The sequence below is a fragment of the Taibaiella koreensis genome (assembly GCF_003545715.1).
In the GTDB taxonomy this organism is placed as follows: domain Bacteria; phylum Bacteroidota; class Bacteroidia; order Chitinophagales; family Chitinophagaceae; genus Taibaiella; species Taibaiella koreensis.
Genome location: NZ_QVNU01000001.1, coordinates 339,756 through 365,016, shown reverse-complemented (window position 1 = coordinate 365,016; position 25,261 = coordinate 339,756). Strand labels below are relative to the sequence as shown.

Here is a 25,261-nt window from a genome sequence, read left to right as displayed (position 1 = left end):
GCCGGCATATCATTTTGCCGGCGTTCTTTTTACCCTTACTTTTAAAAATCATTCCCCATCAAAAAATAAAAGCCGATCATGAGTGCATTTGAAATACGCGGCGGCAAGCCTTTGCAGGGCGAGATCCAGCCGCAAGGCGCCAAGAATGAGGCCTTACAGGTCCTTTGCGCTGTACTGCTTACCGACGAAAAAGTGACGATCACCAATATCCCCGATATCCTCGATGTAAATATGCTGATCGAGCTGCTGGGTGATCTTGGTGTTACGATAGAACGTCCGAGCCGCGACACCTGTGTGCTGCAAGCCAAAACGGTGGATATCGAGTTTCTGCAATCGGAATCGTATAAGAAAAAATCGGGCAAGCTGCGTGGCGCTGTAATGCTGGCCGGGCCATTGCTGGCGCGCTTTGGCCGTACTTACCTGCCACAGCCGGGCGGGGACAAGATAGGGCGCCGCCGCCTCGACACCCATATCCGCGGCTTCGAAAAGATGGGCGTCGACTTCAGATACGATCCGGAACACAAAGAATTTGTGCTGAGCGCCAGTAAGCTGCAAGGCACCTACCTCCTGATGGAAGAGCCCTCGGTGACCGGTACGGCCAATATTGTGATGGCGGCCGTATTGGCCGAAGGCACGACTACTATTTACAATGCTGCCTGCGAGCCTTATGTACAACAGCTCTGCAAAATGTTGAACCGGATGGGCGCCAGGATCAGCGGCATCGGGTCCAATCTGCTGGTGATCGAAGGCGTATCTTCTCTGGGCGGCTGTACCCACCGGCTACTGGCCGATATGATCGAAACAGGATCTTTTATTGCCCTGGCGGCTATGACGCAGAGTGAGCTCACAATCAGGAACGCCGATGTAAACGACCTGGGCCTGATGCCTGAGACATTCGGCCGCTTTGGCATACAGATGGAGGTAAGCGGCAATGATATCTATATTCCCCGCCAGGAACATTATCGCATTCATACGTTTATCGACGGTTCTATACTCACTGTTTACGATCATCCCTGGCCGGGCGTATCGCCGGACCTGCTGAGCGTGATCCTGGTAATGGCTACCCAGGCTAAAGGCAATGTGCTGATCCATCAAAAGATGTTTGAGAGCCGCCTGTTCTTCGTCGATAAGCTGATCGAAATGGGCGCACAGATTGTGCTCTGCGACCCGCATCGCGCCGTAGTAATGGGACTTAACCGCCAGGCCTCGCTAAGGGGTATCCGTATGGCTTCTCCGGATATACGTGCCGGTGTGGCCTTGCTGATCGCGGCATTGTCGGCCGAAGGCAAAAGCGTTATTGAAAATATTGACCAGATCGACAGGGGCTATCAGAATATTGACGGCCGGTTGAATGCATTGGGCGCAGACATCAGAAGAGTTTGATAACAAATAGCTTACATACATTTTCGCCAAGAGGAAACGCATAAAAAAACACATTTTATGCAATAAAGTATCTTCTGCTGTTCACTTACAGCATTATTATCCTAATTTCTATTTAATAGCCTGCATATCAATATGAAGGCTATTTTTATTGCTCAAGCCTGTTTCTATAAACCCCATGCGACCTCTCCAATTTGGCCCATTCATAATTTTTTATACTTAAAAACAACGTACATTTTACTATTTTCGCATACAATAAGCAGCTTTAACAAATAAATAATAGCCCACAATGAAAAAAATATTGGGAGAAATACTGGTTTAATATCATATACATTCTCACTTTGCAACCAAAAACCAAACCTCAGCTGATCAATACTACAAACACTGCCAATGAAGCACCTTCTACACCTTCTGATCCCCATCTTTATTTTTTTTCATTTTCAGGCCAATGGCCAGGGCTACAAAACACATTACATTGCACCGGCTCCCTGGCAATACTGGAGCAGCGCCAATGAACTTGTTCTGTCGACCAATACTGCCGGTACCATTGTTCTGGTCAAAAAAAGTAATGGCAGCCTGATCACTACGCTCAATGTGGGCGTCGACACACCCATGGTATACCGCTTTGCCGGCAATGCCAACAACCTGCCAACAAACGCATTGAATACAGTGCTTTCGGACCGGGGCCTGATCCTGGAGAGCAATTATCCCATCAATGCTAACCTGCGTAACGTCGCCTCTGACCAGCTCACAGACGCCAACATCAAAGGCAACGCAGCCTTATTCAGCTTTGGTGATGCAGCGGTAGGAACAGCCTTCCGTGTGGGCTATTACCGCGACGGCTTTATTTCGGGCACTACAGGCAAGCCCGTGTACAGCGTAATGGCTATCGAAAACAATACCACCGTTAAGATTAACGGAACAGCCACCACGACACTGAATGCGGGCCAAAGCTACCTGTTTCAGGCTGCGATAGGCTCACTGGTAGAGACCTCAGGACCTGCGGTCATGAACTCAGGCAGTAATCTGGATGCCCCGGTAGCCTGCGGCGACGGCGTCTACAACCCTGTGCCGCCTGTTTCGGCCCTTGCGAAGGAATATGTGGTGGTACGCGGACAGGGTAACAATACAGCAGAGCAAACAACCGTAGTCGCTACCGAACCCAATACAACGGTAACCGTATCGAACTTTAATGCCCTGGGCGTATTGCAAGGCACTAATTCCTATACACTCGTTGCTGCGGGCAGCTTTGCCACCTTTCCCAATGGCGTCACCGTAGCGGGTACCGGATCGGGACAAATAGGCACGGTCTATTCCGCCTCCCGTATCATCAGCAATAAAAACATTGTTGCTTATGCCGGCACAGCTAATAACTGTGAAGTGGACATGGCTACCCTGGCTCCCATCGCCGACTGCGGTGGCAGCCAGAAAGTGCAGACCTATAAATTCAGGACCTTCACCGGTGGCGATCTCCCCTATTTTGCCTATATCGTGATCAGGAACGCTACGGATAAGGTGTACCTGACCACGACGGGTAGCGCAGGGACCAACTACACCAATAGCGACATAGAAGCCATTGCCGGTGTAGGCATCCGCCGTCAACTTGGTAGCTCAGGCGACTATGTGATCGACTTTACCAATACCAATATCGGCACGCCTTCGACAATCACGTTGACCAGCACCTCGCGCATTACCACGGCTATGGTGCAAACCGGCGGCGGCTTTTCCATGTCCAACTTCATTTCTCCATTTCCACAGAAAGCCCTTAAACCAACACTCACCCAATCCAATTGTGCTACAGCGCAACTATCTGCCGATGCCAGCAGTACCGCGCCTTATCAATGGTATCTCGATGGCAATCCGATTGCCGGCGCCACGGCAAGCAGTTATTCCGCTACGCAATCGGGTACCTACACTGTCACTTCGGGGCTCAGCTGCGGCATCAGCGCACAGTCTCTACCGATCACTGTAGCCCTGTGTAATATCGACAGAAGCATTACTAAAACGGTTGACGATCCTGCGCCCCCGGTGAATGGTTCGGTCAACTTTACACTTACTGCGACCAACACCGGCGCTGGCAGCGCATTGGGTGTATCGGTGACCGATCAGTTGCCTTCGGGATACACGTATATCAGTCATAATGCATCTGCCGGCACCTCCTATAACAGCAGTACCGGCTTATGGTCTATCGGGGCTATGGCGTCCAATAGCAGCATTACGCTTGTGATCACGGCTAAGGTAAATGCCTCCGGCGTCTATACCAACACAGCCACCATTTCGGGTACGCAAACAGATGCGAATACCACCAATGATGCCAGTTCCGTATCCACCACGCCTATCACTGCCATTACCCTCACATCATCTACATCTCCCCCCAGCGACGCCCAATCAGTTTGCATCAATACAGCAATCACCAACATCACCTATGCCATAGGCGGAACGGCCACCGGCGCCACTGTAACGGGCCTGCCCGCCGGCATTAGCGCCAGCTATAACGCCTCCACCAAGGTGGTCACCATTTCCGGAACACCAACCAACCCTACCGCAGGTGGACAGGTCTATACCGTGACCACTACAGGCGGTAGTCCCAACGTATTTGCTACCGGCAGCATTACCGTTAATGGTCTTGCAGGCACACCGGTGTTTGCGCTGGGCAGTGCTTCCTCGCGCTGCCAGGGCGCCGGCACGCAAACCTATACTGCCACAGCAGCCAACACTACGGGTATCACCTACAGCATCAATACTACGGGGTCGCAGGCTGTGATCAACCCCAACACGGGTGAGGTTACCTTTTCCTCCCTATTCAGTGGCACGGCCATCGTTACCGCAACGGCAGCTGGCTGTACGCCCAAAACGGCCACACATACCATTACCGTGACCTCCAGCGGCACCGTAAGCGGCACCGTACCGGTCTGCAGCAGCGCCAATGGCACGCTTACCCTTGCCGGCACCACGGCGTCTGTAGTCCGCTGGGAATCTTCGATCGACAATGGGGCCACCTGGAATACCATTACCCCCAATGTAACCACGACCACGCTCAACTACAGCAACCTGATGGCAACCACATCCTTCCGGGCTGTGGTAAGCGGTGGTGGCTGCAACGGGGCTTTCTCCACACCCTTAACGGTTATTGTGACGCAAAGACCTGTTGTTGCTAATCAGTCCTATACCCTGTGCACATCCGGAAGCTTCGGCTTTGCCCCTGTCGACGTGCCTACCGGCACCACCTTTACCTGGGGCGCACCCGTAATAACCGGAAGTGTAACAGGCGGGACTTCCGGCACCAACCAGACATCGGTAACCCAATCGCTGGCCAACTCTGGCACTGCAACCGGAACGGCTACCTATACCGTAACACCGACTAATGCAGGCTGCGCCGGCACCCCTTTCACCATCACAGTGACCGTAACGCCGGCACTTTCCGCAACTGTAAATAACCCCGCTGCGCTTTGCAGCGGCGGCACTTTCAGTGTAACACCGGCGACCAGCGTTACCGGGCTGCAATATACCTGGACTGCAAATCTTACGAGTGGCGCCAGTGTCACCGGCTTCAGCGACCAGGCAACGCCTGTAACAGCACCCGTAAGCCAAACACTGATCAACAATGGCAGCGCTACGGGTGTAGTGCGGTATACCCTTACGCCCACACTTAACGGCTGCACCGGTACCCCTCTTGTTTTTGATGTATCAGTACAAAGTAAGACAACACCGGGCCTGATCGGCGCCGACCAGCTGATATGCAGCAATACAGCACCCACTGCACTTACATCCCTGCTTGACGGCACCGGATCCGGCGTCCTCTCTTACCGCTGGGAAAGCAGCACCAACGGCATTACCTGGAATACGATCAGCGGCGCTACTGTTGCAGGTTATGCCCCCGGCGCCCTGAGTCAGAATACACAATTCAGAAGATTTACCCTTTCGGCCGTAAACGGCGTGACCTGCGCATCGGCGCCCTCCGATACCGTGACCATCAGGACCGGAACGGCGGCAACTATTACCACACAACCGGCCGATCGTACCGTGCGTAACAGGCAAGACACCTCGTTCGCTATAGTGGTATCCGGTGGCTCCGGCGCTACCAGCTACCAATGGCAGGTGAGCACCGACAACGGTAACAACTGGAACGATATTGCCAATGGCGGCATCTATGCCGGGGCGAACAGCGATACCTTAAGGCTAACGGGCATACAAAGTCCTATGGATGGCTACCGTTACCGGGTAAAATTAACCCAATCCGACAGCGCCTGTGCCAGCCAGCTATCCGGGCCGGCGCAACTGCGGGTAGATACCGACGGCGATGGGGTCTCCGACAGCAATGATCCCGATGATGATAACGACGGCATTCCCGATAGCGTAGAAGGCATTACGGATAAAGACGGCGATGGCATACCCAATTACCTCGATATCGATGCCGACAACGATGGCATTACCGATGCCATAGAATCGAATGGCAACCCCGCCAATGATCCCGATTTCAACGGGCGCTTTGGCGATGGTCTTTTTGCCGACACTGATGGCGACGGTCTGGCCGACGCTGTTGATCCCAACAACGGCGGTACACCCCTGGTGATACAGGATAAAGACGGGGATGGCATTCCGAATTATCTCGACCTGGATTCGGATGCCGACGGCATTCCCGACACTTATGAAGCCGCCTTTTATATCCCTGATGGAGAAAATGACGGTGTGATCGGTACCGGTCCTATCGTTGATGCCGACAAGGATGGCTTGTCGGATCTGAACGATCCCGATTTTGTGACGATCAGCACCAATCCCGCATTTAACCAGGATCGTGATTTTGATGGCCTCTCCAATTACCTGGATATCGACAACGACAATGATGGTATTATTGATAATATCGAAGGGCTGCCAACCAATCAATATATAGCCCCCAGCGGTCTGGATACAGATGGCGACGGCATCGACAATGCCTATGATGTGAACAATGGCGGTATCGCCAGTGGCTATTCCAACGCCGATGGTGGTAGTGGCCCCGATTATATCGATACCGATTCTGACAACGATGGTTTCAGGGATTGGCAGGAAAATAATGTGACCAGCGTGCTTGAAGTGGATAATGTGAACAACCGGACCAACGCGCCGGGAGCAGATGGCATCATGGACCTACTGCCCGATAGTGACCACGATGGTCTGGCCGATATTTATGATATCGACAACGGCAATACCAACCCGGTCACTTATGCAACCAACAGTAACCAAACGCCGCTGACTATGCCCGACAACCAACTACCGGGGGGTGACAGGGACTGGCGCAGCACATCTGATTATGATAAAGATGGCATTCCCGACGGCATCGACTTGGATAACGATAATGACGGCATCCTCGATAGCGTCGAAGGTACTGCAGACGCCGATGGCGACGGCCATCCCAATTACCTCGATCTGGATTCGGACGGCGACGGCGTACCGGATGTGATCGAGGCCGGCGGCTCCGATCCCGACAACAATGGTCTACCCGGCACCGGCCTTATTACCAATGCCGATGTAGGTCCCACCGGTATTCCGCTGATTGCCGGCCCGGGCTATACGCCCCCGGATAAAGACAACGACGGTATGCCCAATTACCTCGACCTGGATTCTGACGGTGACAACATCTTCGACGTAACTGAAAATGGCGGCCCCGATCCCGACAATAATGGTATCGCCGGCAGCGGAATGGTCAATGATGTAGATAACGATGGCATATCCGATATCGTAGACGATTACAACAACCTGTTGGGTACTACATCGGGCATCCCTACGGGAACACCGGTGGTTGTACAAAATACAGACGGGGATGCATTGCCCAACTATCTCGACCTCGATTCGGACAATGATGGTATCCCCGACAACACCGAAGGTGCTGTCGACGCCGATGGCGATGGCAAAGCCAATTTTGTGGATATCGATGCCGATAATGACGGCATTGTGGACAATATAGAAGCGCAATCTACCGCAGGCTATATCCCGCCTTCCGGTAATGACAGCAACAATGATGGCCTTGACAATGCCTACGATGCCGCCTCTGGTGGTATGGCTATTGTGCCGGTCAATACCGATGGCGCCGATAACCCGGATTATCTAGACCTGGATTCGGACAACGATAACGACAGCGATGCACTTGAAGCGCATGACACCGATAATGACGGCATCGCCAATGTGGTCCCATCGGGAACGGATGCAGACAACGACGGCCTCGACGACGCTTACGACAACAACGACACGGCTATCAATCCGACCAACGGGCAAACACCGGCATCCTTCCCCAACCTGGATACGCCAGGTACGCCCGAACGCGACTGGCGTGAAGACTACAACATCGCGCCCGTGGCAACTGCACCCGCTGCGATTCCTGTAACGGAAGATGTAGCCAGTCCATTGACCGGTATCGTCTTTTCGGATGCTGATGCGGGTAGCGCGCCGGTCAATATCTTCTTTAATGTTCCTGCAGGTACATTAAGCGCCTCGGGTAGCAGCGCCATAACCATTGTGAGCGGAAATGGCACAGGCAACCTGGTGCTTTCAGGTAATATTGATAGCCTCAATGCCTTTATCGCAGCCGGAGGACTTAGCTATACAACCGCTCTCAATACCAACGGCAGCGTACCACTTACCATAGCGATCAATGACAATGGCAATACCGGTGGCCCTGCATTGACCGATACGGCCAATACTACGCTCAATATTACAGCGGTGAATGACCTGCCGGTGGCTGTTTCCGATACCGCCTCGGGCCTGGAAGACATGCCCCTTAACGGTAATCTTTCACTCAACGACACCTTGAGCGGCGACGGTGGCAACCGTTACAGCCTTGTCGCCGGTCCTGCCCACGGTACGGTGACTGTGGATACGAGCGGAACGTTTGCCTATGTTCCCAATGCTGATTTTAATGGCGCCGATACTTTTATATACCAGCTCTGCGATATCGACGGTGATTGCGATACAGCGATGGTATTCCTCAGCATCACGCCGGTAAATGATCTTCCTGTCGCCAATCCAGATACAGCCATAGCGAATGAGGATGCGCTTGTCGCCGGTAATCTGGCGCTGAATGACATCTTAAGCGGAGACGGCGGCAATACTTTCAGTGTCGTTACCCTCCCGGTCAATGGCACAACCGTTGTGAACACAGATGGTACCTTTACCTATATTCCGGCGCCAAACTATAACGGTGCGGATAGTTTCCTGTACCGGCTTTGCGATGTGGACGGAGACTGTGATACAGCCGTAGTCAGACTTACCATTATCCCCATTGATGATTTTCCTTTTGCTGTCAACGACACAGTAACGGTAGCAGAAGACAATGTGCTATCTGGCAATGCAGCCCTCAGCGACCACCCAAGCGGTGACGGCGGCAATGTATGGTCTCTTTCGGGAGCGAATGGCGGCGCTACCCATGGCCAGGTAGTGATGAACCCGGATGGCACTTATACTTATACTCCCGACCCGGATTACTATGGACCGGATATGGTCCTGTACCAGCTCTGCGATGCCGACACCGACTGTAGCATTGCCCGTATTATTATCACCGTAACGCCTGTAAACGATGTACCGGTTGCCGTAAACGATACCCTCAGCACCAACGAGGACATACCGCTTACCGGTAATGTAAGCACCAACGACACCTGCGGCGATGGCGGTTGTAGCTATGTACTCAATACAGCGCCGGTCAATGGTACTTTAGTGCTTAACGCCGACGGTACCTTTACCTATACGCCCAATGCGAATTACAATGGCGCAGACAGCTTCCGGTACCGTGTTTGCGATGCGGATGGCGACTGCGATACGGCTACGGCAGTATTGAACATTACACCAGTAAATGATGTACCAGTTGCGGTAAACGATACCCTCAGCACCAACGAGGACATACCGCTTACCGGTAATGTAAGCACCAACGATACCTGTGGCGATGGTGGTTGCAGCTATGTACTCAATACAGCGCCGGTCAATGGTACTTTAGTGCTTAACGCCGATGGTACCTTTACCTATACACCCAATGCGAATTACAACGGCGCCGACAGCTTCCAATACCGCGTATGCGATGTGGATGGAGACTGCGATACGGCTACGGCAGTATTGAACGTTACACCAGTAAACGATATTCCGTTTGCCGTAAACGATACCCTCAGCACCAACGAGGATACACCGCTTACTGGTAATGTAAGCACCAACGACACCTGTGGCGATGGCGGTTGTAGCTATGTACTCAATGCAGCGCCGGTCAATGGTACGCTGGTACTGAATGCCGACGGCACCTTTACTTATACACCCAATGCGAACTACAATGGTGCCGACAGCTTCCAATACCGCGTATGTGATGCGGATGGGGATTGCGATACAGCTATGGTGGTACTGAGCATTACACCAGTGAACGATGTGCCGGTTGCGGTGAACGATACCCTCAGCACCAACGAGGATACACCACTTACCGGCAATGTAAGCACCAACGATACCTGCGGTGACGGCAACTGCAGCTATGCACTCAATACAGCGCCAGTCAATGGTACGCTGGTCCTGAATGCTGATGGTACCTTCACCTATACGCCCAATGCCGATTATAATGGCGCCGACAGCTTCCAATACCGCGTATGCGATGTGGATGGAGACTGCGATACGGCTACAGTAGTATTGAACATTGCGCCTGTAAACGATGTGCCAGTTGCGGTGAACGATACTGCGGTATCCACAGGCGGCAACCCGGCCACTGGCAATGTCGGCAGCAATGATACGGGCAAAGGTGACGGCGGCTTGTCTTTTGCTGTGGTGACCGGCGCCAGCAACGGCACCCTGACCTTCAATCCTGATGGCACCTTCAGCTATACACCTGCTACAGGCTACAATGGGGCCGATACCTTTACGTACAGTCTGTGCGATGCAGACGGCGATTGTGATACTGCCTTCGTATTCCTCAACATCAACGGCAACCCGCTACCGGCCGACCTGCTTTCCTTTAAAGGCCGTGCCGTAGACCAATGCCACATCCTGCTGGAGTGGGCTACCGGTGTGGAAACACAATTCAGTCATTTCGAACTGCAAGTGGGCATCGATGGCCGGCAATTTGTACCCATCGCCCGCATCGAAGCGACCGGCTCTAATAGTAGCTACCGGTATACCTGGAATGATGCACCGGAGGGTATCAGCTATTTCAGGCTGAAGATCACAGACCGGGACAACAGTTACAAGTACAGCAGCATTATTCCTGTGACGGCATCCTGCGATCCGGCACGGCATATCAGCGTATTCCCCACACCCACCCTGGATAAAGTACAAGTAACGGGGGTAAGGGTAGGAGAAACCCTGATGGTGTTCGACGGCAGCGGCCGGCTGCTCATCAGGGAAAAGGCACAGGGCGAAAAGGTAGCGCTGGATCTTAGCCCCTATACTGCTGGTGTTTACCATCTGGTTATTCTCACCGACAAACAGGAACGGTTGAGCTATAAAGTGATCAAAAAGTAAAAAGGCCGGCAACGGTCGGAGCTGTCCCCTTCCGGGGGACAGCTTTTTTTTGTCCGGGAGGTAACAGCGCACTTGTGCCGCGGCGTCCGGACAGGGGGCCCCCCTTTCCCCGTAACATTTTCCTATCTTTACGCCATGACCACCATTCCCCAGCAGTCTGCTATCGAAAACCTGGAGCTGATCGCCCGCCAGGTTGTGGAAGGTTTTATTATAGGCCTGCACAAAAGCCCCTTTCACGGCTTTTCGGTAGAGTTTGCCGAACACCGCCTGTACAACCAGGGCGATAACCTGAAATATGTGGACTGGAAAGTTTACGGGCGTAACGACAAAATGTTTGTGAAAAAGTTTGAAGAAGAGACCAATCTTCGTTGCTGCATTGCCATCGACACTTCAGCCTCTATGTTTTTCCCGGAAACAGGCACCACCAAGCTTCAGTATTCAGGTATTGCGGCAGCCTGCCTGCTTTACCTGTTCAAAAGGCAGTTGGATGCGGGCGCCCTGGCCTTTTTTGACGAGACGCTATACAGCCTTACCCAAGCCCGCTCGGGCAGCAGGCACTACCGGATGCTGATCACCGAGCTGGAGCAGTTGTTGCAGCAACAAAACCGGGGCAGAAAGACCAATGCGCCGGAAGCCCTGCACCAGATCGCCGAGCGTTTGCACCAACGTTCGCTCGTAATCGTCTTCAGCGACATGGCAGGATCTCCGGAAAAGGGGGAAGAATTATTTTCGGCCCTGCAGCATCTGCGGCACAACAAACACGAGGTTATTCTTTTTCATGTGATCGACGGCCGGCAGGAGCTGGAATTCAACTACGACAACCGGCCCTATGAATTTGTCGATATGGAAACCAATGAAACCTTGAAGATCAATCCCTCAGATATACGTGAAGAATATCTTTCACGAATGGACGCCTACCGGAAAAATCTGGAGGCACATTGTCTCCAGTACCGCATCGACCTGGTAACCTGTGATATACGTGAGCCGGTAGAAGCCATCCTCCATCGCTATTTACTGAAGCGAAATAAAATGATGTAAATTGAAGAAAATCGTTTACCTTTGCAGCCCGAATTTAATATTTTGGCGAAAGCTGTGCACAACGGCAGGATCCAGGATGAATCCGGCGATAACCGCCTTTTGAAATGAAGCATCATCGTGAATTTGAGATACCCTGGTTTGGATTGAAGGATGGTATGCACGAGTACCGTTTCCAGGTAACGGACAAGCTGATCGAAGAATTGGGCTATGAACATCCTGATTTTGAGCATCTTGATACGTCAGTAGTCCTTAAGCTGGATAAGCATAACGGATTCCTGCAACTTCATTTTGATGTAGACGGCAATGTGGACGTGCCCTGCGATCGTTGCGGTGATACGTTCAGAATGAGACTTTGGGATGAATTTGACTTGATCGTTAAGTTTACCGGTGAGAGCGAAGAGAAGGAAGAAGACGAGGAGGAGGAAGCCGATATCGTATTTGTACCGCGCAGCGAGACCATATTGGACGTATCGGAGTGGGTATACGAATTTATCATGTTGAGTATGCCTATGCAGCATATTCACCCGGATAAAGAAGATGGCACACCAGGCTGCAACCCGGAAGCCTTGAAGCTGCTGGATAAGATGAGCGGGACCGAAGATGTCAAAAAGCGGCTGTGGACGGGATTGGATAAATTCAAGGACCTGGACGCGCCGGAAGAAAAGAATTGAGTAAAGTGCTGCCTGGCAGCAAGCAAATAACTGATTTTTATTTTTTTAATTTCATCATTCATAATTTTCAATTATGCCTAATCCTAAACGCCGCCATTCGGCGCAAAGAGGCGCTAAACGTCGTACTCACTACAAAGCAGTAGCCGGTACCATCAGCACAGACGCAGTAACCGGAGAAGCTCACCTGCGTCATCGTGCGCATTGGAGCGAAGGAAAATTAGTGTACAAAGGTAAAGTTGTTATCGACAATACGCCTGCCACCGAAACCGGAGCAGCGGAATAATGTAAACTTAATCGCCGGTAAATTGTATTTTGATATAACTTGCCGGCAATTTCCTTTTTCCTCAATTCCTTAACCGGAGAGCGTATCTGATAAATGAAAATAGGGATTGATATCATGGGTGGCGACTACGCCCCCGAAGAAGCAATCAAAGGCGTTATTTCTTATCTCACAGCGAATGCAGGCACTGGTGCCGATGTGCATTTCCTGCTGATTGGTAACCCCGACCTTGCCGCTCCCTATCTTTCGTTGCTTGATGCATGGCAGAGTCACTATACCCTGGTGCCTTCAGCTACGGTGATCGGCATGCATGAGCACCCGACCAAAGCCCTTAAGGAAAAACAAGATTCGAGCATCGCCATTGGTTTTGGTTTGTTACAGGCCGGTAAGATCGATGCTTTTTTCAGCGCTGGTAATACCGGCGCTATGCTTGTTGGCGCGATGTATACCGTTAAGGCCATACCGGGTGTACTGCGACCAACCATCGCTTCGCCTATTCCCAAGCTCGACGGTCAGTACAACTTTTTGCTTGATGTAGGCGCCAATGCCGACTGCAAGCCGGAGCACCTGGTGCAGTTTGCGCTCATGGGTTCGCTGTATGCCAAACATATCCTTAACCTGAACAATCCCCGCGTGGGCTTGCTTAACCTGGGAGAAGAAGAAGGCAAAGGCAATATCCTGGCCCAGGCTACCTATCCCCTGCTCAAGCAGCACTCCGGCATTCACTTTATCGGCAATGTAGAAGGCCGCGACCTTTTCCTCAACAATTGCGATGTGATCGTATGCGAAGGATTTACGGGCAATGTAGCCCTGAAAATGGCCGAATCCATCTATAATATCTTCACAGAGAACCGCAAGATCCAGGACAATTTCCTGAACCAGTTCAACTATGAGATCTACGGCGGCACGCCGATCCTGGGTGTTAACGCTCCGGTCCTCATCGGTCACGGCATATCCAATGCACGGGCATTTTGCTCTATGATCGAAAGCGCCATCAAGCTGGTTGCCTCCAATTTTACGGAGATCCTGCGTAATTCCTTCGCCGGTACCACCGAAGTATCCCTGGAAAAATAAGCCATCCCGGTTATCTGCATACAGGCGACACCGGATCAATTTGCTGCTCCTGACGACTACGCTGTGCTGCGGGTCAGCCCCCCTTCCCCGTCAGGCAGGAAACCTGTCTTCAAGCGATAAGCCCATCAGGTAATCATTCATGAAATATCCTTTCCCGATATCGATATCTTCCTCGCCTACGATCTCAAAACCATAATGCCGGTAAAAATCCAGCGCTTTGTTATAGCGGTTTACATTCAATAGCAATCGTTGCTGTCCGTTGGCGACGGCGCTTTCCGCAACAGCATTCAACAGCATTTTACCCATCCCCTGTCCCTGTGTTTCCGGCAGGAGATAGATCTTATGTAGCTTACAGGTCCCTGCTTCGGGATAATCATATTCGAAACCGGCGAAACCAAGCGGGGTCCTGTCAGCGCTCAGGATCAGGAATGTATGCCCTTGCTGCATTTGCTGCTGCAGCGTGCCGGCATCGTACATCCGCTCCAGCATATAGTCCATTTGATCGTCAGACAATATTTCCTTATAAGTAGGCTTCCATATTCTTTGTATCAGCGAGCGGATCACTTCGACCTCCAGGGGGCTGGCTTCATGTATATCAGGTATCATAATTGCAAAGATAGCGGCAAAACTTTCGTCGCTATCCCGCTATCCGTATAAAAAAATCGGTACTGAGAAACTTTTTCAGGCCCGTCAACGTTACTATGGAAATAAATATATACTTTACTTGTTTAAACCGACGCCATGTCAGCAAACGGAAAAGAGCGCCTGATCGCAAGAGGACGGACGAAATACAAGCTGCTGCCTAAATGGGCCAAGATCATCATTGTCAGCTTTCTGATACTGCTGTTGCTGTTGGTCATCGCCTGGTTTGTAATGGCCTGGTATATCAACAGCCATAAGAAAGAGCTCCTGGCTACGATCACTACTGAAGTGAGCGAAAAGATAGACGGCAATTTCCACATCGACGACATGGAACCGGCCCTGCTCAAAGGCTTTCCCAATATTTCTGTCAGGCTTAAAGGTGTTACCCTCAGCGACAGTATGTACCGGGTACATCATAAAAACATGGTCGAAATGCAGTCGGTATATGTAAAGATCAATGTGCTGTCATTGCTTTCCAAGCACCTTCAGGTAATGAAGGTAACCATAGCGGATGGCGCCATTTACCTGTTTACCGACAAAGCAGGCTATTCCAACACTTATTTGTTCAAGCCCAAGCAGCCCGCCCCTAAAAAGAAAAAGGGAAAAGAAGTTGAGATCAACAATTTCGGCATCGAGAATGTGACCTTCACTTTCGATCATTTTGAACGGAACAAGCAATTTAAGATCACGGTAAAGGAGATGGATGGCCATATCACCAATAAAGGCGATCTTATGGATATCGAGACGGATACCAAGGCTCATTTTCATCAGTTGGGCTTCAACCTCGACAAGGGAGGCTTCGTAAAGAACAAAGACCTCGATGCCCCGCTGCATATCCTCTTCAACAAAAAAACCAAGCAGGTAAAGCTACCGAAGCAGGAGATCGAAGTGGACGGAACAGACATACAATTCGGCTGTGAGTTCAACTTCGGCAACAAACCGGCCAATTATACTATCGATATTGATGCGCCCTCGATCGGGTTTAAAGAAGGCACGTCCTATCTGTCGCGGCATATTGCAGCGAAGCTGGATAGCTTTGACCTGGAAAAGAAGCTGGCTGTGCAAGTGCTGATTAACGGTTCGTTCCAGTATCCCGATACGCCCTTGATCCATGCCCGCTGGCAGGCAACCAACAACGTGCTGCTCTCTACTTTTGGCAAAGTGGAAAAGGCCAATCTCAAAGGCGAATTTTATAACAACTATGTACCCGGTAAGGGTCGTGGCGATGGCAATTCGGCCGTTACGATCACGACACTTACCGGAACGTATGCCGAGATTCCGTTCAAGGCCGATTCCATTGTAGTATATGGGCTCATTAACCCACTGATGAAGCTCAAGCTGCAGTCGCGGTTCCCGGTAGAACGCCTGGATGCCGTTATCGGCAATACTTTCGATTTTAAAGGCGGCGATGCCGATATTAACCTCAACTATACGGGGCCGGTCTTATCCAAAGATACTTTCCGTCATTCCATGTATGGCCATATCCGCATCCGGGATGCGGCACTCACCTATATACCCCGCTCGCTAGCCTTCAGCAAATGCAATGTGAACATCGAGTTCATCGGGAACGATCTGCTGCTGCGCAATACGACCCTTTCTTCGGCCAGGAGCAGTGTGAAGATCGATGGTATGGCCCGCAACTTCATGAATGTTTATTTTCTCGATCCGGGGAAGGTCATATTTGACTGGAATATCACCAGCAACCAGATCGATCTCAACGAATACAAGACCTTCCTGGCGCCAAGAAAGACCCGGAAAGTCGCCTCACGCAGGAAGCAGAATTATAAGCTGGCCAGTATATCGAACCGGCTATCGATGTTGCTCGACAAAAGCAGCATGTACCTTCATGTCACGATAGGCAAATTGCTGTACAATCATTTTAATGCGCAGCAGATCAGCGCCGATGTTGCGCTCACCAATGAAGCCATTGACCTCAAGAATGCCCGGCTGCAGCATGCCGGCGGCGCGGTTGCTGCCGACGTGCACCTGAACACTTCGGGCAGCAATACCCCTTTCGATATTAATGCCAAAATCAATAATGTCAAGATCGATCAGCTGTTTTATGCCTTTGACAATTTCGGCCAGAGCACGCTCAGCTCCAAAAACCTGGAAGGCGCACTTTCGGCCGGCGTTAATGTGCGGGGCGCCCTCACCGAATCCGGCACCCTGGTGAAGAACTCGATGAACGGCAAGATATCTTTTGTGCTGAACAATGGTGAGCTGAACAATTTCCCGCCTTTTGAATCGATCCGGAAATTTATGTTCAAGAAACGCAACCTGTCCCATATCACCTTCAATACCCTGAAAAACGATCTCGATGTTACCAACGGCAAGATCAACATTAACCCCATGAGTATTGAATCCAGTGCTTTGACCATTAACATTGCCGGTGTATATGCCTTTGATAAGGGTACCGACATCAGCGTAGCCATCCCCTTGCGTAATCCGCAGAAAGACCGGGACCTGATCGCACAAGGTAAAAAGCCAAAAAAGGATAAGGGTATCGTGATCTACCTGAGGGCCAGGGATGGTGACGACGGCAAGGTGAATATAGCCTGGGACCCCTTGAAAAAGGGTCTGAAAGACTCTACGGACGTCGATCCTGATGAGGATGTCAAACAGGAATAACCGGACACATCAATGCAAGCCAATAAAGCCTATCGCTAATAATTGGCATCCTGGTAGTTCTTTCGCCGCGTCAGCTTGAGGTCCTGCAGCACTGAGGATTTTACCTGGAGCGTAAAATTGAAGCTTCTCAGATAGCCGAAGGGGATGAGGTTGAGACTCATTTGCCAGCAATGCAGGTCTCTGGAAATATTCAGCTGCGTCATGGCGATGTCCACTTTTTTGAAGCCAACAAATTGCAGGCCACTGGTCACATCTACTTTCCAGCGCTCGGTAAGATTAAAGCCACCATTAAAGGTTAGGTTGGGCGTGAATATAGTCGTATCGCCGGTATTTACCCGCGTAAGGCGTTGTACGTTAAGGCTGGCATTGATGCTCAGGTTCCAGGGAATATTGAAATCATAATAGTCGTTGTAGCCGCCGTTCTGCAGCAGGCGCTTGACCTCGCCATTCTGGGATTCAGCCGCCGCCTGTTCTTTTTCATTCTTCTTTTTCCCCTGGAACGACATGCTCAGGCCGCCATTGGCGTTTCTTAGCGCCGCCAGCCCGCCACCCGTATTGAACAGGTATTCCGGCGTCCGCCGGCCGTCAGAGTTGTAGCGGTAAGGATCGAAAGTGGCCGATCCGTACAGGTTGAATTTCTGCAATATGGAGGTACGGAAATTCATAGTGATATTCGACAGCCGGAAAGAGTCTGCGAACATATTGTAGCTGGCGTTAAGACCCAAACCATCGATAAGGCTGATATTGGTCGTTTTGGCCTTTCCCGTGGAATCCCTGTTACGGATCTTCATTTGAAGGGTATTGCCTAGTGAAAAGCTAACCGACCCATTGTCTTCTGCATTACTGGGGCCGCCATAGGGCGCCGTGGAATAAGGCGAAGCAAACGTACGCCGGCCATCGGTCCCAACAGTCTCGTACATATAACCGAAAGGTGCAAAGGCAAAGCCCGGCTGATAAGACAAGCCGATGCTCGGTGTAATGACATGGCGTAACCCGGCGATCTTCCCCTTTTTAAACAGTGCCATACCGTAAATACGGGTGCTGAGCGAGGTGGTTACATTGAAATCGCGGGTGGCAAAAAAGCCGGTACGCGAAGTAGAGTCCGTATGTTGTGTAACGGGATTGTAGCGTTGAAACAGCTGACGGGTATTCCAGTATTCATTGTAAGGAATGCTGATGCTCCAGTTAAAATAACGGAAAACATTGTAGTTGGCCTGAATCGAAGCAGTGTGCTTGATCGCGTTGTTCATATCATTCCACGCGATCTTGCTGAGGCTGAATAAGGAGTCGTAAGTATTGAGCTGATTGATAAGGCTGACAGAATAGGTAGCCGTGATCTTTTCGTACCATCGCGGCGTTCCATTAACGATTTTGCGCTGGAACGGAGAAAATTGCCCCAGGTTGAAGTTAACCTCGGGCAGTGTAATGGACATAGCCCCCCCCTCAGTACTTTGGCTATGCCGCAGGCCAATGGTAAGCGAATAGGGCTTGCCTACCCATGTTTTCCCATAGGATATGGACGAGCTGTATTGGTTGTTCAGCGAGTTGACGATATTCATACTGTTCCGCAGGTTAAAGCTGCGGGTACCGAAATTAACAGAGGCGCTGAAGCTGGTGCCGGGATGCGCCTTGGGATCGACCTGATGGGTCCAGGTTACTTTAAAGTCCTTGCTGTTGCCTACCTGGCTATTGGGATTGATCTCGTAATCCTCCCCTATTTTCTGATAGCTGTACTCTAGGGCAAGCGAACCATTGTACCGGTACCGGGTGGCATATTGTCCGGTGATGAAAGCCGCCCAGCTACCTTTCGAAAAGAGATCGAACTGGGAGATCACACCGAGGTTGTCGTTTACGGCAAAATAATAGCCGCCGCGCTGCAGCCCGACGCCCAAAGCGTCCGAAATGGTATAGGTAGGCAGTATAAAACCCGATCGTTGGCCCTGCTTGATGGGAAACATGCCGAACGGAAGAAATAAAGGCGTGGGAATATCCATGATCTCCAGGTTGGCCGGCCCTGCAGCGATGATGCGACCGGGTATCACTTTGATCTTGCGCGCCCGTATACCAAAGTGGGGATGATCCAGGTTGCAGGTGGTATAAATGCTTTTATAGCCGTAGATGCTTTCGTCGGGATTACGCTTTACCTGCTCGCTGATCACGAAACCATCGCCATATTTGGAATGGGCATTACGCACGATAGCCCGCTTGCTTTTGAAATTATACTTTAGCGTATCATAAGTAAACGTTTCTTCTCCCTGCTTGAATTCCTGCACCGAAACCTTCTTACCACCGGTATCCAATATAGGTATGGCGGAAAGCACATTGGTTTTTTGATTAAAAATCAATACCCCCGATTGAACACCTACGTCCTGGTAAGTGGCCTTGGCGTCGCCATACAGATAGTACATGCTTGCCTTCATATCCAGCACCGCGGAATCTTTGGCCGTAGTGGTTACCGCTGCCGGCAAGGCATCTTTCGATATTCTTACGCCCAGCTCCTGCTCTTTATTCGCCACCTTGGCGCTATCGCTCAGCGCGCTGTCTGCAGCAGAAACGGTATCGGTATTATCCGTGACGGCCGTATCGGTAGTCAGGTCCAGCTGCTTTACTTCCTGCGCAGAGGCACCGATGGTGCACAGCAATACAAAAACAGCTACCACGGCAAAGCGGCAGCTTGTAAAGATAGCTGAGCAACAGGAATGGAGCGGATTACTCATCGATGGCTGCAAAAATAAGCTATAGTTTTTTGACTATGCCGGCTATTTTTTAAGGTTAATTTTGATAAAAATTTTATTTTGCACTCTTTCCTCCAATAAACAGGATAACCAGGCAATTTATTTTGTGGATTGCAGTTATAATTTTATTGGTATCCTGTAAGTAATTCTGTAGAAAACGATGACGAAATATCACCGCAAGCATACCCGGTACGGGCGTATCATCAGTTGTTTCCTTACCTTTCTCTTTCTCCAATTTACTATCGCCGGCTATGCCCAATCGGGTAAATCGTTCAAGACCATTGTGCTCGACGCCGGCCATGGCGGCAAGGATCCCGGCGCCCGGGGCAAATTTTCCAATGAGAAGGATATCACACTGGCTGTAGTGCTGAAGCTGGGAAAAATCCTGCGCGACAGCATGCCGCAGCTTAAAGTAATTTTTACGCGCAATACCGATGTCTTTATCGACCTTAAGGAGCGCGGCCCCATCGGCAATCGCGCCGGGGGCGATTTCTTCCTTTCGGTACATGTCAACTCTACGGCAGGGCGTCGCGAACGTATCCAGACCGGGACCCGCACCGTGGGCAAAGGCAGGAGAAAGCGAAAAGTGCCGGTTTACAAAACCATCATCCACCGGGAAACAGCCACCAGTGGCACCGAAACTTATGTGCTGGGACTTACCCGTACGGGAGAGAAGGAACGGGCCATAGGCGAATACGGCGAACAGGTCGAAGAAGAGCCCGGCCTGCTGGACAAAAACGACCCGATGACCGCGGTGCTCGTCGCGCAATACTCGCAGGCTTTCCTAGGACGCAGCGTGAATTTTGCCGGCAAGGTCCAGGCCAACTATTCCGGCACAGGACGCAACAATCTTGGCGTAAAGCAAATGAGCCTGCAGGTGCTGGCCAACAGTACCATGCCCGGTGTGCTTACCGAGATCGGCTTCATCAACAATCCGGAAGAAGAGGAATATCTCAATACCCAGGAAGGTCAGCAGAATATTGCGATGTGTCTTTACAGGGCCATTCGCTCATACAAATACGAAATGGAGAAAGGCAAATAACAAGACCCTCCCATTCCTAAAATCAATAAGGCTGTCCTTCCCGACAGCCTTATTGATTTTAGGAACACGAATACTTATTTATATGCAATCCTATTTCCGGGTTGCCTTAAAATCGAAAGTGATATTGCCGAACTGCTCGGCGGGCGCCGAAGCCGACTTATTGAAGCGTACGCTCTGCAGCTTCTTCAGCGCCAGTGCCCGTATGGTCGCATTGGCTGCCGATACAACGCGGGAATCGGTAATGTGCCCATCGCGGTTTACCGTAACCCTGATCACGACTTTGCCACCTTCCCTGAATTCGGCTTTGGGATCGGGACGGCTCACGATATTGCGCCCGGAGATCGAATGGCCAATGGATGTGCCGCCACCGCCCGGCACGCCGGTATAGTTGCTAGCGCCCGGTGTTCCGCCGGGTACACCCATATCTCCCTCGCCCTGCCCGATCCCCTCGTTGCTCCCGGGCCGGTTGTCCCTGGCGCTATTGCCGCCTTTCCCGGTAGCGCCGGGATACACATACCGCGGCGCCTGGGCAGGCTTATTGTTATGGGCTGTTGCCTGCTGTGGCGTAGGTTTATTGCGGTTACGCTCAGGCTGGGTGGCCGGCTGCGGATTCCGTTTTTTGTTGGGCGGCGTTTTGGGTGTATTGACTACGGGAGCATTCGCATCTTCCGAGGTCTCGACTTCCTTTTCGGTATGTTCATCGGCTGTTGCGGAAGCGCTGCTGGGTAACGCGGCCAATGCAGCCGCCGGATCCTCGGCGATCTCGGGCTGGTCGCTGCCATATCCGTTATCAGAAGTACCCAGGTTCACTTCCATACCGGCATCCAGCACAGGTGGGGTTACCGCAGGGAGGGTGTACTTTAATAGCAGGAAGGCCAGCAACAGCAACAGGTGAATGCCTATGGTCCAAACCAGCGCCTTTGTATTTTTGGTTTGCTCAAATGTCATGAATACACTTTTTATCCGGTACGGACAGCCGTGCAGCATATCCGTGCTCAAAAATAATCAATATAGCGGAAACAGGCCTTAAAGGAAAAACAAAAGCGGCTTTTCTTCCATCCCGTAATCCGATAATTCACCGCAACCTTCGGCCCCGCCTGATCAAATAACCTTATCTTTGCGTTATTTTTCGAACATGGACATTCAGGAATTTATCCGGCTGGCCCTTGAAGAGGACGTGGCAACAGGCGATTACTCCACACTCGCCTGCATTCCGGAAGACACCCAGGGTAAGGCTACTTTAAAGATAAAAGAAGATGGCATATTGGCCGGCATGGCAGTGGCAAAGGCGATCTTCAGCTACCTGGAGCCCGGTGCAGCTTTTATCGCACATAAGGAAGATGGTAACAACATTACCAAAGGCGAGATCGCCTTTGATGTAGTAGCCAGGGTGCATACTATTCTTAAGGCCGAACGGCTGGTTCTTAACTGCATGCAGCGTATGAGCGGCATCGCTACGCTTACCAGGAGCTATGCCGATAAAATAAGGGACTACAAAGCCCGCATACTCGACACCCGCAAAACAACACCCCTGTTCCGGCGCTTCGAAAAGGAAGCTGTGCGTATCGGGGGCGGCTACAACCACCGCATGGGGCTTTACGATATGGTGATGCTGAAAGATAATCATATCGACTATTGCGGTGGCATCGAAGCAGCAATCCGTAAAACCAACGAATACCTTAAGGCGAAAGGACTCGACCTCAGGATCGAGGTGGAAACGCGCAACCTGGACGATGTACGCAAAGTGCTGGCTACAGGACAGGTGCATCGCATTATGCTCGACAACTTTACGCCCGGGCTCATCACAGAAGCAGTCGGGCTCATTGGCGGACGCTTCGAGACCGAAGCTTCCGGGGGCATTCACCTTGGCAATCTCGTTTCCTATGCTGCTACCGGTGTGGACTTCATTTCCATCGGGGCATTGACGCATCATGCCGTCAGCCTCGACCTCAGCCTCAAAGCAGTCCTTTAATACCGGCTATTGTATCTATGGAGAAAATCTTGTTTATCATCAATCCCAAATCGGGGGTAGACCGGGTAAAGGCGTTGCAGGGTCTTATCGACAAACATCTTGACCGGGCAAAGTTTGCGCCCGAGATCGCTTATACGCAATATGCCAAACATGGCACAGAGCTGGCGCGGGAGGCTACACAGAAGGGATTCACAACCATCGTAGCCGTAGGCGGCGACGGATCGGTCAATGATATCATTGCCGGCATATACGGCACCGCTGCCACATTGGCCATTATCCCGAAAGGATCGGGCAACGGGCTGGCACGCAGCCTTGGCATTCCCCTTGATCCCGTAAAGGCTATTACGCTCATTAACAGTGGCCACAAAAGCACGATAGACCTGGGCAGGGCCGATGGCCGCATTTTTGTGAGCAATGCCGGCGTGGGCTTTGATGCACTTGTGGCCCGTAAATTTGCCAAAAGTAAGCGCCGGGGCATGGCCATGTACAGCTGGATCGTAACCAAGCACCTATGGACCTACAAAGAATGGCAATGGGATATAGAAGTGGATGGCCGGCACCTGAGCGAGAAAGCATTTATCCTCACTGTCGCCAACGCCGAGCAGTTTGGTTATAATTTCAGGATAGCGCCCTCGGCCGACCTGCAGGATGGCCTTTTCGACATTGTCATTATCAAAAAATACCCCAAAATACTGGGCTCAGCCATTGCCATAAGGGCATTTAACGGGACCATCCTGAAAAGCAAATATGTAACTCACCTCAAGGGACAGAAAGTGGTGATCCGCCACCCGAAACTGAATCTCCTGCAAATGGACGGCGATGTGCATCCCTGCGGGCACGAAATTTCGATAGAAATGATCCGTTCTGCGCTGCCCGTGGTTACACCCGGGCAATCAGCGTAACAATGGCTCCAGCAAAGAAGCAGCCGTTCCCTCTGGGAACGGCTGCTTCTTTATTTGTACGATGACAGATAATCTGCCTGTTATTTTTGCACCAGGGTTTCTCCATTAAGCTTAGCAGTCAGCACCTTCTCCAGATCATCGCCGCGCAGGTCCGTCGCAATAATCTTTCCGGCAGGATCGACCAGGAAATTGGCCGGTATGGATTGCACGCCGTACAAAGCAGCAACAGTAGATTCCCATCCTTGCAGATCGCTCACATGATTCCAGCCAAGCTTGTCTTTGGTCACGGCTTCCTGCCATTTATCCTTGTCTTTGTCGAGGGATACACCCAATATAGTAAAGTTTTTAGACTTGAATTTTTCATAAGCAGCCACCACATTAGGATTTTCGGCACGGCAGGGCGGGCACCAGGAAGCCCAGAAATCGATGAGCACATACTTGCCGCGGAACGCGCTCAATGCAATCTGCTTGCCGTCCAGCGAGACGAGGGTAAAATCGGGCGCTACGGAACCAATCCTCGGCCCGCTCGTCTTCTCTTGCGAAGCCAACCGCTCCTTTACCTTATCTTTAAATTCGGTCAGCAACTGGTTATCGGCAAAACGCTTCGAAAGGTTGCCGGCAAAGGTTTTCATATAATCCAGCTCCGAATTGTCGCTGAGCAGCTTGCTTACGGCATAGATGGCCACAGGCAGGCTTTTAGTCGTATCAGATACCTGCTTCACATAAGCTCTGAAAGCTTTGGACCGGCTATCCAGGTCGGCCTGGACCATAGTGATCATGCTGTCCGGCGCCGAGGCCGCATTCAGACTGTCTGCTACCATTTCCAAAGCCAGCATTTCTTCGTTGGCATTGATATACCGTTTCATGAAAGCGGCCAGGCTATTGGAGCCAGGTGAACCTTCGGCAGTATAATCTGCCGGATGCTGCCAATCCGATTTCAGGTTGATCTTTTCACCATCTATCACCACCAGTATTTCCTGTGATCCCAATTTCAGACGGTACAATCCCGGTTCACCATAGATACCTTTAAGATGGAATCGCCCTTCTTTATCAGAAGTTGTAGAATCAATCAGCTTGGTTTCGTTAAAACCCAATTCCTCCAGCACTACGCTTTGCGGCGGCATTCCTTTTACAGAACCTTGCAGGTTAAAAAAATGGTCTTCGCTACTGCAGGACGCAAAACTGAGCAAGGCTAATAAACCTATGATATAGTGGTAATTATTTTTCATGAAAAGCCCGAAAACGTTAAACGCAAAACTACTATTATTTTATACCATCCATTATAAATGAATGCTAAAATAGATTGGCTGATTGGTTAATCTGTGGTTAAGGAAAAGGCATATAATGCGCGACCGGATTGTCCAAAAAAAACGCAATCACGAATCTGCATTCAGACACAAATCTACCCTAATTCTGTAGGCGGGAAAATACCCGTCGA

At 51.1% G+C, this 25,261-nt stretch carries 14 protein-coding genes; 10 read left to right on the top strand and 4 right to left on the bottom strand.

Annotation, left to right across the window (positions count from 1 at the left end; genetic code table 11):
- Positions 1–78 precede the first annotated feature (78 nt).
- The 6 genes from murA to plsX all read left to right on the top strand — a co-directional run bounded on the left by murA (position 79) and on the right by plsX (position 13,902).
- Positions 79–1,383: a UDP-N-acetylglucosamine 1-carboxyvinyltransferase gene (gene murA, locus DZK30_RS01510; RefSeq protein WP_118972317.1), complete on the top strand. Its 1,305-nt coding sequence runs from the start codon at positions 79–81 to the stop codon at positions 1,381–1,383.
- A 387-nt stretch (positions 1,384–1,770) separates the two neighbouring features.
- On the top strand, positions 1,771–10,839 hold the full coding sequence (locus tag DZK30_RS01505) for an Ig-like domain-containing protein (RefSeq protein WP_118972316.1): 9,069 nt from the start codon (positions 1,771–1,773) through the stop codon (positions 10,837–10,839).
- Between the two features lie 135 nt (positions 10,840–10,974).
- The gene (locus tag DZK30_RS01500; protein WP_118972315.1) at positions 10,975–11,877 is read left to right on the top strand and encodes a DUF58 domain-containing protein; all 903 of its coding nucleotides are present in this window, start codon (positions 10,975–10,977) and stop codon (positions 11,875–11,877) included.
- A 104-nt stretch (positions 11,878–11,981) separates the two neighbouring features.
- A complete protein-coding gene (locus DZK30_RS01495; RefSeq protein WP_118972314.1) occupies positions 11,982–12,548 on the top strand; it encodes a YceD family protein in 567 nt (188 codons plus the stop codon).
- A gap of 73 nt (positions 12,549–12,621) precedes the next feature.
- A complete protein-coding gene (rpmF, locus tag DZK30_RS01490) occupies positions 12,622–12,831 on the top strand; it encodes a 50S ribosomal protein L32 (RefSeq protein ID WP_118951452.1) in 210 nt (69 codons plus the stop codon).
- A 93-nt stretch (positions 12,832–12,924) separates the two neighbouring features.
- A complete protein-coding gene (gene plsX / locus DZK30_RS01485; RefSeq protein WP_118972313.1) occupies positions 12,925–13,902 on the top strand; it encodes a phosphate acyltransferase PlsX in 978 nt (325 codons plus the stop codon).
- Positions 13,903–13,992: 90 nt separating this feature from the next.
- On the opposite strand, the gene DZK30_RS01480 is transcribed toward plsX, so the two are convergent.
- On the bottom strand, positions 13,993–14,508 hold the full coding sequence (locus DZK30_RS01480) for a GNAT family N-acetyltransferase (RefSeq protein ID WP_118972312.1): 516 nt from the start codon (positions 14,506–14,508) through the stop codon (positions 13,993–13,995).
- A 135-nt stretch (positions 14,509–14,643) separates the two neighbouring features.
- Between DZK30_RS01480 and DZK30_RS01475 the strand changes: the two genes are divergently transcribed.
- On the top strand, positions 14,644–17,172 hold the full coding sequence (locus DZK30_RS01475; protein ID WP_118972311.1) for an AsmA family protein: 2,529 nt from the start codon (positions 14,644–14,646) through the stop codon (positions 17,170–17,172).
- Between the two features lie 35 nt (positions 17,173–17,207).
- Here the strand turns inward: DZK30_RS01475 and DZK30_RS01470 are convergent, their stop codons facing one another.
- Positions 17,208–19,889, bottom strand: a complete 2,682-nt coding sequence (locus tag DZK30_RS01470; protein ID WP_118972310.1) for a putative LPS assembly protein LptD — start codon at positions 19,887–19,889, stop codon at positions 17,208–17,210.
- Positions 19,890–20,067: 178 nt separating this feature from the next.
- Between DZK30_RS01470 and DZK30_RS01465 the strand changes: the two genes are divergently transcribed.
- Complete coding sequence (locus tag DZK30_RS01465; RefSeq protein WP_118972309.1) at positions 20,068–20,949, top strand: N-acetylmuramoyl-L-alanine amidase family protein; 882 nt, start codon at positions 20,068–20,070, stop codon at positions 20,947–20,949.
- Between the two features lie 90 nt (positions 20,950–21,039).
- Here DZK30_RS01465 and DZK30_RS01460 read toward each other — a convergent pair whose 3' ends face one another.
- Positions 21,040–21,897 carry an energy transducer TonB family protein gene (locus DZK30_RS01460; RefSeq protein WP_162902746.1) on the bottom strand — a complete coding sequence of 286 codons (858 nt, stop codon included), beginning with the start codon at positions 21,895–21,897 and terminating at the stop codon, positions 21,040–21,042.
- 187 nt (positions 21,898–22,084) lie between these two features.
- On the opposite strand from DZK30_RS01460, the gene nadC reads away from it, so the two are divergent.
- Both nadC and DZK30_RS01450 read left to right on the top strand, forming a co-directional pair.
- Complete coding sequence (gene nadC, locus DZK30_RS01455) at positions 22,085–22,921, top strand: carboxylating nicotinate-nucleotide diphosphorylase (RefSeq protein WP_118972307.1); 837 nt, start codon at positions 22,085–22,087, stop codon at positions 22,919–22,921.
- A 17-nt stretch (positions 22,922–22,938) separates the two neighbouring features.
- Entirely contained in the window at positions 22,939–23,823 is an 885-nt protein-coding gene (locus tag DZK30_RS01450) for a diacylglycerol/lipid kinase family protein (protein WP_118972306.1), read from the top strand.
- An 80-nt stretch (positions 23,824–23,903) separates the two neighbouring features.
- Here DZK30_RS01450 and DZK30_RS01445 read toward each other — a convergent pair whose 3' ends face one another.
- Positions 23,904–25,052, bottom strand: a complete 1,149-nt coding sequence (locus tag DZK30_RS01445; RefSeq protein ID WP_118972305.1) for a TlpA disulfide reductase family protein — start codon at positions 25,050–25,052, stop codon at positions 23,904–23,906.
- Positions 25,053–25,261 lie beyond the last annotated feature (209 nt).

Excerpts from the sequence above, each read along its gene's own strand:
- rpmF (WP_118951452.1), top strand. The coding sequence starts at position 12,622 with ATGCCTAATCCTAAACGCCGCCATTCGGCGCAAAGAGGCGCTAAACGT.
- DZK30_RS01505 (WP_118972316.1), top strand. The coding sequence starts at position 1,771 with ATGAAGCACCTTCTACACCTTCTGATCCCCATCTTTATTTTTTTTCAT.
- murA (WP_118972317.1), top strand. The coding sequence starts at position 79 with ATGAGTGCATTTGAAATACGCGGCGGCAAGCCTTTGCAGGGCGAGATC.
- DZK30_RS01465 (WP_118972309.1), top strand. The coding sequence starts at position 20,068 with ATGACGAAATATCACCGCAAGCATACCCGGTACGGGCGTATCATCAGT.
- plsX (WP_118972313.1), top strand. The coding sequence starts at position 12,925 with ATGAAAATAGGGATTGATATCATGGGTGGCGACTACGCCCCCGAAGAA.
- DZK30_RS01475 (WP_118972311.1), top strand. The coding sequence starts at position 14,644 with ATGTCAGCAAACGGAAAAGAGCGCCTGATCGCAAGAGGACGGACGAAA.
- nadC (WP_118972307.1), top strand. The coding sequence starts at position 22,085 with ATGGACATTCAGGAATTTATCCGGCTGGCCCTTGAAGAGGACGTGGCA.
- DZK30_RS01445 (WP_118972305.1), bottom strand. The coding sequence starts at position 25,052 with ATGAAAAATAATTACCACTATATCATAGGTTTATTAGCCTTGCTCAGT.
- DZK30_RS01450 (WP_118972306.1), top strand. The coding sequence starts at position 22,939 with ATGGAGAAAATCTTGTTTATCATCAATCCCAAATCGGGGGTAGACCGG.
- DZK30_RS01500 (WP_118972315.1), top strand. The coding sequence starts at position 10,975 with ATGACCACCATTCCCCAGCAGTCTGCTATCGAAAACCTGGAGCTGATC.
- DZK30_RS01460 (WP_162902746.1), bottom strand. The coding sequence starts at position 21,897 with ATGACATTTGAGCAAACCAAAAATACAAAGGCGCTGGTTTGGACCATA.
- DZK30_RS01495 (WP_118972314.1), top strand. The coding sequence starts at position 11,982 with ATGAAGCATCATCGTGAATTTGAGATACCCTGGTTTGGATTGAAGGAT.
- DZK30_RS01470 (WP_118972310.1), bottom strand. The coding sequence starts at position 19,889 with ATGAGTAATCCGCTCCATTCCTGTTGCTCAGCTATCTTTACAAGCTGC.
- DZK30_RS01480 (WP_118972312.1), bottom strand. The coding sequence starts at position 14,508 with ATGATACCTGATATACATGAAGCCAGCCCCCTGGAGGTCGAAGTGATC.